At 70.4% G+C, this 14,549-nt stretch carries 12 protein-coding genes; 5 read left to right on the top strand and 7 right to left on the bottom strand.

The window, feature by feature from the left end; translation table 11 throughout:
- Positions 1–74: 74 nt before the first annotated feature.
- Positions 75–2,300 (bottom strand): diguanylate cyclase, encoded by a 2,226-nt coding sequence (locus ACGHC0_RS05770; protein WP_368354389.1) that lies wholly within the window; start codon positions 2,298–2,300, stop codon positions 75–77.
- Between the two features lie 309 nt (positions 2,301–2,609).
- A complete protein-coding gene (locus ACGHC0_RS05765) occupies positions 2,610–3,233 on the bottom strand; it encodes a Crp/Fnr family transcriptional regulator (RefSeq protein ID WP_368354388.1) in 624 nt (207 codons plus the stop codon).
- A 254-nt stretch (positions 3,234–3,487) separates the two neighbouring features.
- Between ACGHC0_RS05765 and ACGHC0_RS05760 the strand changes: the two genes are divergently transcribed.
- A complete protein-coding gene (locus ACGHC0_RS05760) occupies positions 3,488–4,513 on the top strand; it encodes a porin (protein ID WP_415267662.1) in 1,026 nt (341 codons plus the stop codon).
- 86 nt (positions 4,514–4,599) lie between these two features.
- Here the strand turns inward: ACGHC0_RS05760 and ACGHC0_RS05755 are convergent, their stop codons facing one another.
- Complete coding sequence (locus ACGHC0_RS05755) at positions 4,600–6,063, bottom strand: aminotransferase class V-fold PLP-dependent enzyme (protein ID WP_415267661.1); 1,464 nt, start codon at positions 6,061–6,063, stop codon at positions 4,600–4,602.
- A gap of 29 nt (positions 6,064–6,092) precedes the next feature.
- Positions 6,093–6,563: a Rid family detoxifying hydrolase gene (locus ACGHC0_RS05750; protein WP_415267660.1), complete on the bottom strand. Its 471-nt coding sequence runs from the start codon at positions 6,561–6,563 to the stop codon at positions 6,093–6,095.
- Between the two features lie 565 nt (positions 6,564–7,128).
- On the opposite strand from ACGHC0_RS05750, the gene ACGHC0_RS05745 reads away from it, so the two are divergent.
- From ACGHC0_RS05745 to ACGHC0_RS05735, 3 genes are all read left to right on the top strand, one after another.
- Positions 7,129–8,532, top strand: a complete 1,404-nt coding sequence (locus ACGHC0_RS05745) for a cache domain-containing protein (RefSeq protein WP_368354384.1) — start codon at positions 7,129–7,131, stop codon at positions 8,530–8,532.
- Entirely contained in the window at positions 8,529–9,179 is a 651-nt protein-coding gene (locus ACGHC0_RS05740) for a response regulator (RefSeq protein WP_415267659.1), read from the top strand. Before ACGHC0_RS05745 ends, ACGHC0_RS05740 begins: the two co-directional genes overlap by 4 nt.
- A 73-nt stretch (positions 9,180–9,252) precedes the next feature.
- Positions 9,253–11,166: an EAL domain-containing protein gene (locus ACGHC0_RS05735; RefSeq protein WP_368354382.1), complete on the top strand. Its 1,914-nt coding sequence runs from the start codon at positions 9,253–9,255 to the stop codon at positions 11,164–11,166.
- 24 nt (positions 11,167–11,190) lie between these two features.
- Here ACGHC0_RS05735 and ACGHC0_RS05730 read toward each other — a convergent pair whose 3' ends face one another.
- Positions 11,191–12,408, bottom strand: coding sequence for a urate hydroxylase PuuD (locus ACGHC0_RS05730; protein ID WP_368354381.1), 1,218 nt, complete (start codon positions 12,406–12,408; stop codon positions 11,191–11,193).
- 213 nt (positions 12,409–12,621) lie between these two features.
- Positions 12,622–13,458, bottom strand: a complete 837-nt coding sequence (xdhC, locus tag ACGHC0_RS05725; protein WP_415267658.1) for a xanthine dehydrogenase accessory protein XdhC — start codon at positions 13,456–13,458, stop codon at positions 12,622–12,624.
- 146 nt (positions 13,459–13,604) lie between these two features.
- On the opposite strand from xdhC, the gene ACGHC0_RS05720 reads away from it, so the two are divergent.
- Positions 13,605–14,084 carry a hypothetical protein gene (locus ACGHC0_RS05720; RefSeq protein WP_368355585.1) on the top strand — a complete coding sequence of 160 codons (480 nt, stop codon included), beginning with the start codon at positions 13,605–13,607 and terminating at the stop codon, positions 14,082–14,084.
- Between the two features lie 19 nt (positions 14,085–14,103).
- On the opposite strand, the gene uraH is transcribed toward ACGHC0_RS05720, so the two are convergent.
- On the bottom strand, positions 14,104–14,454 hold the full coding sequence (gene uraH / locus ACGHC0_RS05715) for a hydroxyisourate hydrolase (protein WP_368354379.1): 351 nt from the start codon (positions 14,452–14,454) through the stop codon (positions 14,104–14,106).
- Between the last annotated feature and the right edge of the window lie 95 nt (positions 14,455–14,549).

The raw sequence follows: 14,549 nt of genomic DNA, 5'->3' as shown, positions 1-14,549 counted from the left end.
ATGTTTCCACAGCCGTCATGGACAGGACGGCCGCTACGCGGTAGGGCTCGGGAGGCCCCGCTGCCGCGCGAACGTCAGGCCTGCACGTTGCCGTCCACCGGCGTGCTGCCGAGCGGGTGGTCCGGCCGCAGCCACCGCACCTCGACCCGGTTGCGGCCCGCGCGCTTGGCTTCGTAGCAGGCCATGTCGGCCGCATGCAGCACGGTGGGCACGTCGTAGGCGCCCCCGTCCAGCGGCACGAGTCCGATGCTCACCCCCAGCGTATAGGTGCGGCCGGCGTAGGCCGGCTCCCAGGCATGCACGGCCGCGCACAACTGCTGGGCGATCGCCAGGCCGCGCGGCAGTGCGCAGCCGGGCAGCACCACCGCGAACTCGTCCCCGCCCAGCCGGGCGGCCCATCCCACATGCCGCACCTGCGTCTCGATGAGCCGGCCCACGTGGCGCAGCACGTCGTCACCCGCGTCATGCCCGGCGATCGCATTCACCACCGTGAAATGGTCGAGATCGAGGAACAGCACCACGCCCGCTTCTGGTGCAGCGGACGGCAGCAACGTCTCGGCGCCACCGGGGGTCTCCTGCACGGGATCGGCAGGAACCGCACCATGGCGAAACACCGAACGCACCAACATGGAGCTTTTCGCACGATCCGCCAGCAAGGCGTGCAGGCGCTGCTGGAATGCCTCGCGGTTGGCGAGCTGCGTGAGGGAGTCGTGACCCGCAGGCCAGTCCTGCTGGCGCCGCGCCTCGCGCGCCGCGGTCAGATCCTCCAGCATCCACACGGTGCCTCCGCCTTCCGCCACGGCGCCGTCGCGCACCGCCCGGCCCAGCACCCGCGCCCAGACCGCGCCGCCGTCCTTGCGGACGAAGCAGACATCGCCGTCGAAGGCGCCGTGCGCGGCGAACTCGGCGCGCACGCGCCGGCCCACTTCGGCATAGGCCGCATCGCTCGCGTAGAGCATCCGCGCTGGCTGCCCTTGCAGTTCATGCGGTTCGTAGCCGAGCAGGTGGCAGGCCTCCAGCCCGACCACCAGCACCTGCTCGGCTCGGGTGATGACGATGCCGGCGGGCGCATGGTCCAGCACGGCCTGGAACTGGTCCTGCAGCACGCCCGCCCGGTGCTGCGCCAGGCGGCAATCGTCCACCAGCGCGCGGCAGACCTGCGCGAGGGCGTCCACCTCGCCGCCCCCTGCCGGCCAGGGCGCATCGTCGGCGATGCCGGTGGGATGGGCGCGCGCCACGCGCCGGCACAGCCGTGTGAGGGGCTGGGCCAGCACGGCGATGGCGATGGCCGCGAGCAGGGCCGCGCAGGCCGTGGCGGCCGCTGCGCGCCCCAGGCCACGCTGGCCACCGCCGGCCAGCAGGTCCAGATCCGAGGCGCGTACATCGCTCACGCGCGCCACCAGCCACTGGGGCAGCGGCACGCCCGCCACGCTCACGAGTTGTCCGGCCACCAACTCCGAGAATCCGCGCCCCGCCACCGCAGCCTGGCCGCCCTGCAGCGCCCGCTCGTACACCTGCGACAGGCCGGTCTCGTTGCGCACCAGCCCGAGGACGCGGGCCGGGTCCGGGTGCGCGAGGATGGCGCCGTCGCGCGAAAAGACCACCAGCGTCGAGCCGGCCCGTGCCGGCAGCGCCATCGACGGCGGCAGCAGGCCCTGCGACTGCAGCCGCAGCGTGCCCGCGAGCGCACCCTGCACCCCGCCGTCCTCGGCCGCGCGCAGCGGCAGGCTGAACATGATGCGAGCATCTGCGGAACCATTGCCGATCACGCCGGACACGAGCGGCTTGCCCTCCAGCAGCGTGCGCCGCAACTGGTCGCGCTCGGCGGGGTCGAGCTGCGCGCCGGGGTGCAGCCGCCCGTTCTGCCAGTACAGGCCGAGGCTGCCGTCCTGCCGCGCGATCTGCAGCGCATCGAAGAAGCGCGCCGCGGGCAGCCCCTGGCCCAGGAGGGCGTCGAGCGCGCCCGGCGAATCGGGCAGCGGTGTGGGAATGCTCTCGGCCAGCGCGGCCAGCACGCGCTGGTTCTGCTCGATCTTGCTGGACAGCAGCAGCGCGATCGTCTCGACCTCGTCGGTCTGGCGTTCCATGAGCCGCTCCAGCGCCTCCTGCTGGGCGGAGCGCGCCACGATCCAGGCGGCCAGTCCACCGGCCAGCAGCACGGCCGCCACGGCGGCGGCGATCACGCGCAGCACCAGCGGGCCGGGCATGTGCCAGTGCGACTCGCGCCCGTCGTGCACGGTGGCGAACGCGCGCAGGCGGCCGCGCCCTGCCGCCGCGGGCGGAGCGGGCGGCACGCTCATGCACGCTCCGCGCTCTGCGCGGGAATCGGCCGGGAACGATGGAAAAGGCGGAACATGCGGAGCGCCGGGTTCGTTGCAGGAATGCGCACCCGGGACAGGCCGGGCCCTTGCAAACGAATATACGCAGCGCTCCGCCCGGCGGCTTTGGGTAGAACCCCGGGGGGCGGCCCCGGGAGAACCCCGATGGCGCCGCGGCTTCAGGCCCCGGCAGGCTGGAGCGCGGACCGCTGCTCCCGGCCTCCGGCTACCGCGCGCCCGGGCGGTCCGCGATGATCACCGAGTCCTCGAAGGAGATGCGCCGCCGGGTGCTCAGCCGCCGGCCACCATCTGTAGCTCGCCCGGCTGCGGAAGCACCAGCACGTTGCCGGTGCCGGCAACGAGGCCGTGCTCGCGCAAGTGCCGCAGCACGCGCGAGAAGGTCTCGGGCGCGATGCCGAGCTGCGCTGCGATGAGGCGCTTGCGCTGGCTGAGGGTGACACGCAGCGCCCCGCCGTCGGCAGGCTCGGCATGGCGCAGCAGCCATTGGGCGCAGCGGGCTTCCGCATCCTGCGCGAGGCGGCTCACGGCCAGTTCGGTCTGCTGCAGGTAGCCGGCGGCCATGTCGCGCACCAGGCGCTGCACCGTGTCCGGCAGCAGTGCCACTTCGTGGCGGAACGCGTCCAGGGGCACGCGGCGCAGTTGCACGCGCGAATCCGCCACCATGTCCACGGGGCAGGGCTGGCCGAGCAGGGCCGACGCGGCATCGAGCCAGAAGGGCCCGTCCACCGCACCGAGCTGATGCCTGAGCTGCCCTTCCTCGCGCACCCCGAAAACGACGCGGCCGCTGTCGAGGTGCAGCACCGAGGCGGACTGCTGGCGGCGCTGGCGCAGCACCTGGCCTGCGGCGGCCACCTCGCACGGCACGGAAGGATCGGTGGAAGGGATGGGGAACATGGTGCGCACTGTGGCGCGCCCGCGCCCCTGGCGTGTTGAGCGAGGTCAAAAGCGCCGTGCAGAACCGGCCTGGCAGGCAGGAGCCCATATTGCCGGCACGGTAATTGCTGGTTACAAATTGCCACCACCGGAACGTGCCTCCCCACGGCCGCGGAGTGCGTTCTCCGGGTGCATGGTCGCCCGGCGCGCCCTGCTCCGGTGCATCCATCCGATCCCTTTTCCGTTTGTTTTTTGTCGTTGTGGACAGGAGTCTTATGAAAAAAAACCTGATCGCGCTGAGCGCCGCGCTGCTGTGCGCCGCCGGTGCCCACGCCCAGAGCTCGGTCCAGCTCACCGGGCTGTCGGACATCTACGTGGGCTCCATGAAGATGGCCGGCGACGCCAGCCGCCGCTCGGTGGTCAATAGCGGCGGCCTGACCACCTCGTGGTTCGGCTTCAAGGGCACGGAAGACCTGGGCGGCGGCCTGAAGGCCAGCTTCCAGCTGACATCGTTCCTGCAGGTCGACACCGGCACGCAGGGCCGTTTCGCGAACGACACGTTCTTCTCGCGCGATGCCAACGTGAGCCTGTCCGGCGACTTCGGCTCCGTGCTGCTGGGCCGCTGGATGGCGCCCAACTTCCTGCCGTCGGTGGTGGGCAATCCGCTGGGCGATTCGTTCAACTTCTCGCCGCTGATCCTGCACATGAACGTGCCCCTGTTCAACGGCACGGGCTGGGCCTCGACGACGCCGGCCGACACGGGCTGGAGCAACCAGATCGTCTACAGCACGCCGAAGATCGGCGGCTTCTCCGCGAACATCCAGTACCAGTTCGGCGAGCAGGCGGGCAACAACGGCCGCAAGAACGTGGGCGCGAACTTCTTCTACTTCGGCGGCCCGCTCACGGTGACCGGCTTCTACGAGCGCGACCAGATCGCCAACCCCGGCCAGGGCGCCTACCTGGGCACGACCAAGAAGGACTGGATGCTGCTGGGCGCCTACGACTTCCAGGTGGTCAAGCCCTTCCTGAGCTATGGCGAGTCCAAGGCGGACAACACCGACAACAAGGCCAAGACCATGCAGATCGGCGCCTCGATCCCGACCGGCCCGTCGGGCAAGGTGCTGGTCGAGTGGGTGAAGACCGAGATGACGCAGACCGACATCGACCGCAAGACCTTCACCGTCGGCTACGACTACTTCCTGTCCAAGCGCACGGATGTCTATGCGATGCTGATGAACGACCGCATCACCGCGCGGAGCACGGGCAACAGCATCGGCCTGGGCATCCGCCACCGGTTCTGACGCGAGCCCCCTCCTCCAGGGCAAAGAGCGCGGGAAGCGATTCCCGCGCTCTTTTTCATGGCATGCGGCGATCGCCGCGGGGAGGGTCAGATCTTGCGCGAGAGGTCCCACATCGCATCGACCAGCAGGTCGATATCGCGCGCGTCGTGCCAGAGATGGGTGGAGACGCGGATGCCGTAGTGGTTGGACGGCGCACCGATGACCGGGAAGTCCGCGCTGCGGATCACGAAGCCTTGCGCGTAATCGCCGAGCATGCGCGAGACGAAGGCATTCGCCTTCTGCGCGTTCATCACGTCCGCCTTGTTGGGGAAGGGATTGAAGGACGTGAGCGCGGACAGCAGCTTCGGGTCGTCCTTGGGCGAGTACAGCGCGTCGATGCCCCAGCGCTCGGCGATCTTTTCCTTGAGATAGGACGAGAGCGTGAGGTCATAGGTCTCGATCTTCTTGCGCCCGATGCCGTCCCACTGGGCGCAGGCCTGGGCGAGCGCCATGAACATCGGCGTGTGCAGGCTGCCGCAACTGGTGATGGTGGCGGCGATGTCGTAGGTCTCGGTGCCGTTGGTGGTGCGGTCCTTCGCGGCGTAGGAGCTCGTGTGGACCGGATACCACCTGGGCAGCGGCAGCGGGTTGGAAGCGCGCATCTTGTTGCGCACGATCAGGATGCCGGTGGATCCCGGGCCGCACTGCCACTTGTGCCCGGCGCCGGACATGAAGTCCATGCCCAGCTCCGCGTAGTTGTAGGCCATCATGCCCGGCAGGTGCGCGCCGTCCACGATGCTGATGAGGCCGTGCGCCTTCACCACGCCCATCAGGTCGGCGATGGGCAGCATGGTGCCGGTCTTGTACGTGGGCGACGACCACATCATCGCGCGCACGCGCCTGCCCTGGGCCTTGAGCGCGCGGATGCGCTCGTCGAACAGGTTCACGTAGGTGGCCGCGGTCTGGTTGTTGCCCACGGGCATCTCGATGCGCGAGACCTCGATGCCGTAGCGGTCGGTGGCGATCTTGAGCGGCGTGTCGCCGCCGCCGTGCTCGTGGTTGGTGGTCACGACCACATCGCCGCGCTGCCACTCGATGCCGAGGATGGCATGGCACATGCCCGAGGACGTGTTGGCGGAGAAGGCGAGTTCGTCCGCATCCACGCCGAAGCCCGGCGCCACCTGCCTGCGCAGGTCGAGCAGGTTGCCGTAGCCGCTGCCGGAATCGGCGGCCTTCTTGCGGTTCTCTCCATCGAAGACGTCGAGCACCAGTTTGGGCATGGAGCCGCCGGTGCCGATGTTCATGTAGGTCTTCTCGGGCTTGAGGACGAACATGTCCTGCACGCCGGTCCAGAAGGTCTCGTCGCGCACGAGCTGCTCGCGCAGCGCCTCGGCGGCGGTCTGCGCGCCGCTGCTGCCGCACGCGGCCACCAGCGGGCCCAGCGTGACCGCGCCGGCGCCATAGCCCATCATGCGCAGGAAGTCGCGGCGCTTGGCGCTCCAGCGCGGTTCGGCCACGGCACGCTCGATGCCATCGGCAGCCCGGACTGCCACGGGGGTTGTTTCGATCATGGGGGATCTCCTCGAATCGGTCCGGTGGCTCAGCGGCGCCCGACGATGGCCGCGATCTCGATCTTCACGTCGCGCGGCAGGCGCGCGACCTCGACGGTGGCGCGCGCAGGCGCCGCGCTGCGGAAGTACTCGCCGTACACCTTGTTCATGGCGGCGAATTCGCCCAGGTCCTTCATGTACACGGTGGTGGACAGCACGTCCGCATACGACAGCCCCTGGGAGCGCAGCTTGGCCCCGATGAAGTCGAGCACGGCGCGGGTCTGCTCCTCGATGGTGGTGCCCTGCACCGCGCTGCCGGCGGCGTTGAGGGGCAGCACGCCCGAGAAGTACAGCGTGTTGCCGTGGGCCACCATCTGCGAGTAGGGCCCGATCGCGGGGTAGATCTGGGTGGTGGAGAGCACCTCCCGCTGGGCGGGTGCCGCGCACCCCGCCAGCAGCACGGCCGCAAGCGCGGTGCCGCACAGCGCCAGGCCCCGGGACAGGGGGTTCCGAATATCCATGACATTCCTTCCGTTCAATGACGCAGACGTGGCATGGAAATACCCTTCCACACCGCCACGCGGCCCACCGGAATAATCGAACCGCAACGGATCGAATATTGATGAAAAGGGGAGACGCGAAGGAATTCTGTGCGGGCGCCGACCGGAACGAAAGCACATTTTTCCCTTACGCAGGATTACGCAGACCGGGTTGCGCAGTACTACGCAGGGAATGCACGGAACATGGGCACGGCACGCATCCTGCTGTCGCCACAGGGGAATTCTCCCGGTGCAAGGCGCTTTTTCGATGCACCACCGGCGAGCGCGCCGGCGCATCCGGGTACGTAACCGCACCGGCGCGGGGAACCACCTCACCATGGCGGTGCGATTTATCTTCTTTCGGTCAACCAGGCAATGCGAGCCCCTGCCGGATTCACACCATTCAAAGTTCCATGCATTTTCCAGATACTCATCCGTATTAACAGCTTGTCACCGCGGCATGGAATACCGGGCATTACCCCCATAGCCGCCGATCGAATTTGCCGGTATCAGGCAAAACAGCTCCTCCCACTTTGCGAGACAGACCATGCAACTGCGGCTGAAACTCCTGCTGCTCTCCACCCTGCCCATCCTGGTGGCCCTCGGCTCCGTGGCCGCGACGGCCCGGCACCAGACGCTCCGGCTGGCGCAGCAGGAGCGCGAACTGGTGGAGACGGCCTACCTGCACAGCAAGGAGACCGAACTGCGCCATTACGTGCAGCTGGCCCAGAGCGCGCTCGCGCGCATCGCGGCCGAAGAGTCCGACCCCGTGGAGCGCCAGCGGCAGGCACTGGCGCTGCTCTCGCGCATGCAGTTCGGCCGCGATGGCTATTTCTTCGTCTATGACCGCGAGGGCAACGTGCTGCTGGACGCGCGGCAGATGGGCCTGTCGGGCGTGGACCTGTGCGATCCCGGCGATCCGCGCAGCGAAGCCCCGGCGAACCGGATCCTGGCGACGGCGCGCCAGGGCGGCGGGATGGTGCGCTACGACTGGCAGAAGCCCTCCTCGCAACTGATGGCGCCCAAGCTCGCCTACGTCACCACCCTGCCCGGCTGGGAGTGGATCCTGGGCACGGGGCTGTACCTGGACGACGTGCAGGAAACGCTGCGCCACATCGACCGGGCCGCGCAGGAGAACATCGACGGCACCCGGCAGCGCATCTACGGCATCGCCGCGCTGTGCATCGTGCTGATCGGGCTCGCGGGCCTGGCGCTCAACCTGAGCGACCACCGCGTGGCCAGCGCCAAGCTGCGCCGGCTCGCGCAGCGGGTGGTGAGCTCGCAGGAAGAGGAACGGGTGCGGGTGGCGCGCGAGCTGCACGACGGCGTGGTGCAGGTGCTGGTGTCCTCGAAATTCCTGCTGGAGACGGCGCAGGTGCAGTGGGCAGCGCGCGCCGCCCACGCACCGCGCGACATGCTCGACCATGGGCTGGAGCGGCTCAACGATGCCCTGCTGGAGATCCGGCGCGTGTCCCACGGCCTGCGCCCCGCGCTGCTCGACGACCTGGGGCTCGCGCCCGCGCTCGCGCTGATGGCGCAGGAGGTGGAGGAGCAGGGAGCGTTCAGCGTGCGGTTCATGCTGCGCGGGCCGGCCGGGCCCCTGCCCACCAGCCACGGCACGGCGCTGTTCCGCATTGCCCAGGAGGCGCTCACCAATGCCCGCATGCACGCGGGCGCCACCCACGTGGAGGTGGCGCTGCGCTTCACGCGCTGGCGGGTGAGCCTCTCGGTGCGCGACGATGGGCGCGGCTTCGACGTGCAGCGCGTGCAGCGCGACGGCCAGGGCGGCATCGGCCTGCGCAACATGCGCGAGCGCATCGAAGGCCTGGGCGGCCGCTTCGCCATCGCATCGGGCCGCGGCGGCACGCGCATCCTGGCGGTGCTCGACCGCCGGGACGCACCCGCCGCCGGGCCGGCCGCCGGCATCGAACCGTTCCAGGTGCCCGCATGAACGCCGGACCCGGCCAGGATCCGATCCGCGTCCTGCTGGTGGACGACCATCCGCTGGTGCGCGACGGCGTGCGCATGCGCCTGGAGGCCACGCCCCACATCCGCGTGGCCGCCGAGGCGGGCGGCGTGCAGGAAGCCCTGGAGCTCGCCGCCGCCGTGGCACCGGACATCGTGCTGACGGACATCCGCATGCCCGACGGCAGCGGCATCCAGCTGGCCGCCGCCTTCCGCGAGCGCTTTCCGCTGGTGCGCGTGATGGTGCTGTCGATGCACCAGGACGCCGAATACGTGCGGCGCGCCGTGGGCCTGGGCGTGCGCGGCTATGTGCTCAAGGATGCGCCGGCCGCACAGCTGGTGCAGGCCATCGAGACGGTGCGGTCGGGCGGACGGCATTTCAGCGAAGGCGTGCGCGCGCTGGTGGACGGCGGCCAGCCGGCGCCGCCGCAGGCGCGGCCGCTCACCCCGCGCGAGGCGGCGGTGCTGCGGCTGCTGGCCGAGGGCCGCTCGAACAAGGACATCGCCGAGCAGATGGGCACCTCGGTGCGCACGGTGGAAACGCACCGGCTGCACTTGCGGCGCAAGCTGCGCATCGACGGACAGGCGGCGCTGGTGAAATACGCGGTGGCCTACGCGGACCTGCCCACGTAGCGGAATCCCCGCCACGGCACGGAACATGTCACTCCGATGTCATGGCCCGTGGGTAACTTCGCGACAATTGTGTATGACTGTAACGCCCGCCACTGTCCATGACAGCGCCTTGCATGCGGTGCTCGCTTCGCTGTCGCCCGCGGTGCGGGACGGCACGGGCCCGCTCGTGCGGCTCATGCGGGACGGCGGGCTGCACTGCGTCTTCCAGCCCCTGGCCGACCTGCGCGAGGGCAACGTCTATGCCCACGAGGCCCTGATCCGCGGCCCCGCCGGCACGCCCCTGCACACGCCCGACCGCCTGCTGGAGGCTGCGCTCGGGGAAGGCGTGCTGCAGGAGTTCGAGCTGCTGTGCGTGGCGATCGCCCTGCGGCAGTGGGGAGCGTCCGGTGGCGCGGGCCGCCTGTTCGTGAACATCAGCGCGGATGCCCTGGTGAGCGGGGTGGCGCTGTGCCGCGGCATGACGCTGGCCGGCGCGGCCCGGGCCGCGGGCGTGTCGGCGGAGAACGTGGTGCTGGAGATCACCGAGCACGAGCGCGTGGGCGACATGGCCTCGCTGCGCGAGGCGCTCAAGCAGGTGCACGCCTGCGGCGCCCGCATCGCGCTCGACGATTTCGGGGACGGCCGCTCCAGCCTGCGGCTCTGGTCAGAGACGCGGCCGGACTTCGTGAAGATCGACAAGTACTTCGTGCGCGACATCAGCGCCCATCCCGCGAACCTGCAGATGCTGCAGGCCATCAAGGGCATCGCCGACGTGTTCGGCACGACCCTGATCGCCGAGGGCATCGAGACGCAGGACGACCTGCGGGCGCTGCGCGACCTCGACATCCCTTACGGCCAGGGCTACCTGCTGGGCCGGCCGGGGTCCGGGCCGCGCGGGCGGATCGAGGCGCAGGCACTGGACGCCGTGCGCGACCGCCGCGTGGCCATCCTTCCGCACCGCGGCCAGAACGCGCGGCCGGGCATCCTGCGCAACCTGCTGGTGGTGCATGCGCCCACGGCCACGGCGGAGACCAGCAACGACACGGTGGCCGGCTTCTTCAAGGCCCATCCCGAACTGCACGCCCTGCCGGTGCTCGACGGCACCCGGCCCGTGGCGCTGATCAACCGCCAGCAGTTCATGAACCACTACGCGACGCTCTATTTCCGCGAGGTGCACGGGCGCAAGGCCTGCGCGGCCTTCGCGAACCCGGCCCCGCGCGTGGTGGAGCTCGACTGCGACGTGGACCAGCTCGTGGGCATCCTGACCTCGCAGGACCAGCGCTACCTGAGCGACGGATTCATCGTCACCGACAACGGCCGCTATGTGGGCCTGGGCACGGGCGAACAACTGGTGCGCAGCGTGACCGAGGCCCGCATCGAGGCGGCGCGGCACGCCAACCCCCTCACCTTCCTGCCGGGCAACATTCCCATCAGCCTGCACATGCAGCGGCTGATCGACAGCGGCACGGAGTTCGTGGCCTGTTATGCCGACCTGAACCACTTCAAGCCCTTCAACGACTACTACGGCTACTGGCGCGGCGACCAGATGATCCGCCTCGTGGCGCGGCTGGCCGTGGCGCACTGCGATGCGCAGCGGGACTTCATCGGGCACGTGGGCGGGGACGACTTCATGCTGCTGTTCCAGAGCGGCGACTGGCTGCAGCGCTGCCAGCGCATCGTGGAAGACTTCGCGCGCGAGGCGTTCAAGCTGTTCGACGACGCCGCGCGAGCGGACGGCGGCATCTGGGCGGAAGACCGGCATGGGGTGAAGCGCTTCTTCCCCTGCACGACGCTGGCGATCGGGGCGGCGCGCGTGGTGCCGGGCACCATGCGCCACGCCGAGGAGGTGGCCAATGCCGCCGCGCTGGCCAAGCACGAAGCCAAGGGCTGCGCGAGCGGCCTGGCCTGGCGCACGGCAGAACGGCCCGCCGCCCAGGCGCACGCCGCCGGGCAGGCGCCGCCGCATGCCTGGCAGGGCTCGGACGCCACGGCCGCAGCGTCCGCCTGAGCGGCCTGCACAGGCTGCCAGCCGTCAGCGGGCCGGCGCGCCGCCCTCGAACCAGCGCCGCACGAGATCGCGCTCGGCATCCGTCATGCCGGTGGCGTTGTTCATGGGCATGAGCTTCTGCACCACCGCCTGCTGGTAGATGGCCTGGGCATGCTGCGCCACGGATTCCGCGGAATCCAGCCGCAGGTTCTTCATCTGCACCTGCTCGCCGTGGCACATGTAGCAGCGCTGCGCCAGCACCGGCTGCAGCTGGGCGTAGCCCACGGGCACGGCGGCGGCCGGGGAGGCCTGGGACACGGGCGCCGCAGGCGCCTGCGCCAGCCGCAGCCCGGCGATGGTGCCCACGATGACGGCGCAGCCCACCAGCGCGTAAGGGAGCGGGTGCGCGTTGCGGCCCAGCTTCCAGCCGTGGCGCATCACGAAGAACTGGCGGATGGATGCGCCCGCGAACATCATCAGGATGAGGATGAGCCAGTTCTGCGGATGGCTCCAGGTGAAGCTGTAGTGGTTGGACAGCATGCAGAACAGCACCGGCAGCGTGAAGTAGGTGTTGTGCACGCTGCGCTGCTTGCCGCGCTTGCCGTGGACCGGGTCCACCGGCTGGCCGGCCTTCATCTGCGCGATCACCTTGCGCTGGCCCGGGATGATCCAGAAGAACACGTTGGCGCTCATGCTGGTGGCGATCATCGCGCCCACCAGCAGGAAGGCCGCGCGGCCCGCGAACCAGTGGCAGGCCAGCCACGAGGCCGCGCACACCAGCACGAAGACCAGCGCGCCGACGATGGCGTCGCCGTTTTTCCGCTGGCCGAACACGCGGCAGATCGCGTCGTACAGCAGCCAGAACACTGCCAGGAACGCCAGCGCGACCACGACGGCGGTGGCCGGCGCCCAGTCCATGCGCGACTTGTCGATGAGGTAGGTGCTGGCGCTCCAGAGGTAGGACACGGTGAACAGCGCGAAGCCGCTGATCCAGGTGCTGTAGCTCTCCCAGAAGAACCAGTGCAGGTGCTTCGGCAGTTGCGGCGGCGCGCCCGCGAACTTCACCGGGTGGTAGAAGCCGCCGCCGTGCACCGCCCAGAGTTCGCCGCTCACGCCCTGGCGCTTCAGGTCCTCATCGACCGGCGGGGTGAGGCTGGAATCGAGGAAGACGAAATAGAACGACGACCCGACCCAGGCGATGGCGGTGATGACGTGGACCCAGCGCAGCAGCAGGTTGGCCCAGTCGAGGAGATAGCTTTCCATGGTGGCTCTCAACTTCGTGCGCGGCCCGTTGCATCGGGGGCGGCCGCGCGGCAACCTGCTCACCACCGCGGGCGCTCTGAGCAGCGGGAAGGCCGCGCACCGGATGCGCGCCCTCCCCCATGGGAACGGCGGCATCGCCTTGCACCGCTGCGACCTGTGGCCCGAGTGTATGCAGGTTCCGTTCCCGGCGCGACGGGAGCGGCCCGGATGGCGTCATCCGCGAGGCGCGGGCGGCAGGGTGGAGAGCAATTGAGCCGCCACCGACACCGCGATCACCTCGGGCTCCTTGCCCGCGATGCCCGGCAGGCCGATGGGACAGGTGACGTGCGCCAGTTCCTGCTCTCCGAAGCCCCGCGCCTGCAGCCGGTGCGAGAAGGTCGCCCACTTGGTGCGGCTGCCGATGAGCCCCACGAACGGCAGGTCGGCACGGTCGCGCTGCCGGGCGAGGCACGCGGCGACCACGTCGAGATCCTCCGCATGGCTGAAGCTCATGATGAGTACGCGCGAGCCCGGCGCCAGCCCCGGCACGGCCGCATGCACGGGCTCGGAGTGCTCGCAATGCGCCCCGCCGGCCTCCGCGTCCGGAGGAAAGACCCCGTCGCGGCTGTCGATCCAGGTGAGCTCGAAGGGCAGCGGCGCCAGCACGCGCGCCAGCGCATGGCCCACGTGCCCCGCACCGAAGAGCGCCACCGGCGCTCGCGCGGGCGCCAGGCGCCGCGCGAGCGCCTCGCGGTCCGGTGCCTCCACACGGGTGAAACGCAGGTGGACCACCCCGCCGCAGCACTGGCCCAGGCTCGGACCGAGGGCGAACCGCACCACCGGCGGCTCGGCCTGCGCCGGCGCGGCCAGGCGCGCCCGCGCCTCGCGCACGGCATCCCATTCCAGCCGGCCGCCGCCGATGGTGCCCAGCAGCGGCCCGTCGGCGAACACGGCCATCCACGCGCCGCGCTCCCGCGGCCCCGATCCCTGGATAGACTCCACCTCGACCAGGCAGGCCGGCCGCCCGGCCAGCCCCTGGAGCAGGGTGTGCAGGGCGGACGTCAACGCCATGGCACGCCCCCGCGTTGGGCCCTGCAGGGCCCGGCGCATGCCCGCCACTTTTTCCAGCAGCCCGCCACGGACCACCGATGAAGCCTTCCACCCCCTCTTCCCACGGCCCGGCGGGCGCCGGACGCCACTGGCTGCTGGCCGGCCTGGTGGCGGCCGTCGCCTCCCTCGTGGCCGCCTGCAAGTCGGGGCCGGAACCGGCCGCCGCTCCCGACGAAGCCAGCGCTCCCGCCGCCGCATCCAGCGGCGTCAAGGGACCGGAGCCGGCCACCCGCGGCTCGGCGCGCACCTCGGCCGCGGCCAATCCGCGCGCCTACCGGCAGGACGCCGCCACGCACCTCTACGGCCTGAACCAGGCACGCATCTACCGGGGCAAGCTCCCGCCCCTGCTCTACGCCATCGGCACGCTGCAGGTGGACATCGACGGCAAAGGGCAGGTCACCCGGCTGTCCTGGATGCGCGCGCCGCGCCACGCGCCGGAGGTGATCGCGGAGATCGAACGCACCGTGCGCGCCGCGGCGCCCTACCCCGTGCCCGAGCGGATGGGCCGCGTGACCTACACCGACACCTGGCTCTGGCACAAGTCGGGCCGGTTCCAGCTCGACACGCTGACCGAGGGCCAGCTCTGACGCCTGCGGGACCGGCCGTTCAGGAGCCACGGTAGGTCGAGTAGCTCCAGGGGCTGACCAGCAGCGGCACGTGGTAGTGCTGGTCGGCATGGGCCACGCCGAAATCCAGGCTCACGCGGTCGAGGAAGTTCGGCTCGGGCAGCACCACGCCGCGCGCGCGGAAGTACGCGCCCACCTCGAACGACAGCCGGTAGGTGCCAGGCCGCAGGCTGGCGTTGTCGAAGAGCGGCGCATCGGTGCGGCCGTCCTGGTTGAGCACCAGCTCCTTGAGCAGCCGGGCCTGGCCGCCCGCGGTGTCGTAGAGGGAAACGGCCATGCCCGCGGCCGGGCAGCCGTGCATGGTGTCGAGAACGTGGGTGCTGAGGCCCATGGGGCGTCTCCTGTTTGTCCGGGGTGCGCCAGTGTATGCAGGCTCCGTGCCGGCGCCGCCATTCCGGCCGGGCTGTAACGAACCGTGACGTGCCT

Source organism: Acidovorax sacchari, from assembly GCF_042847045.1.
Lineage (GTDB): Bacteria > Pseudomonadota > Gammaproteobacteria > Burkholderiales > Burkholderiaceae_C > Paracidovorax > Paracidovorax sacchari.
Note: the sequence above shows the minus strand (reverse complement) of the source record. Positions and strands in the feature narration are given on the sequence as shown.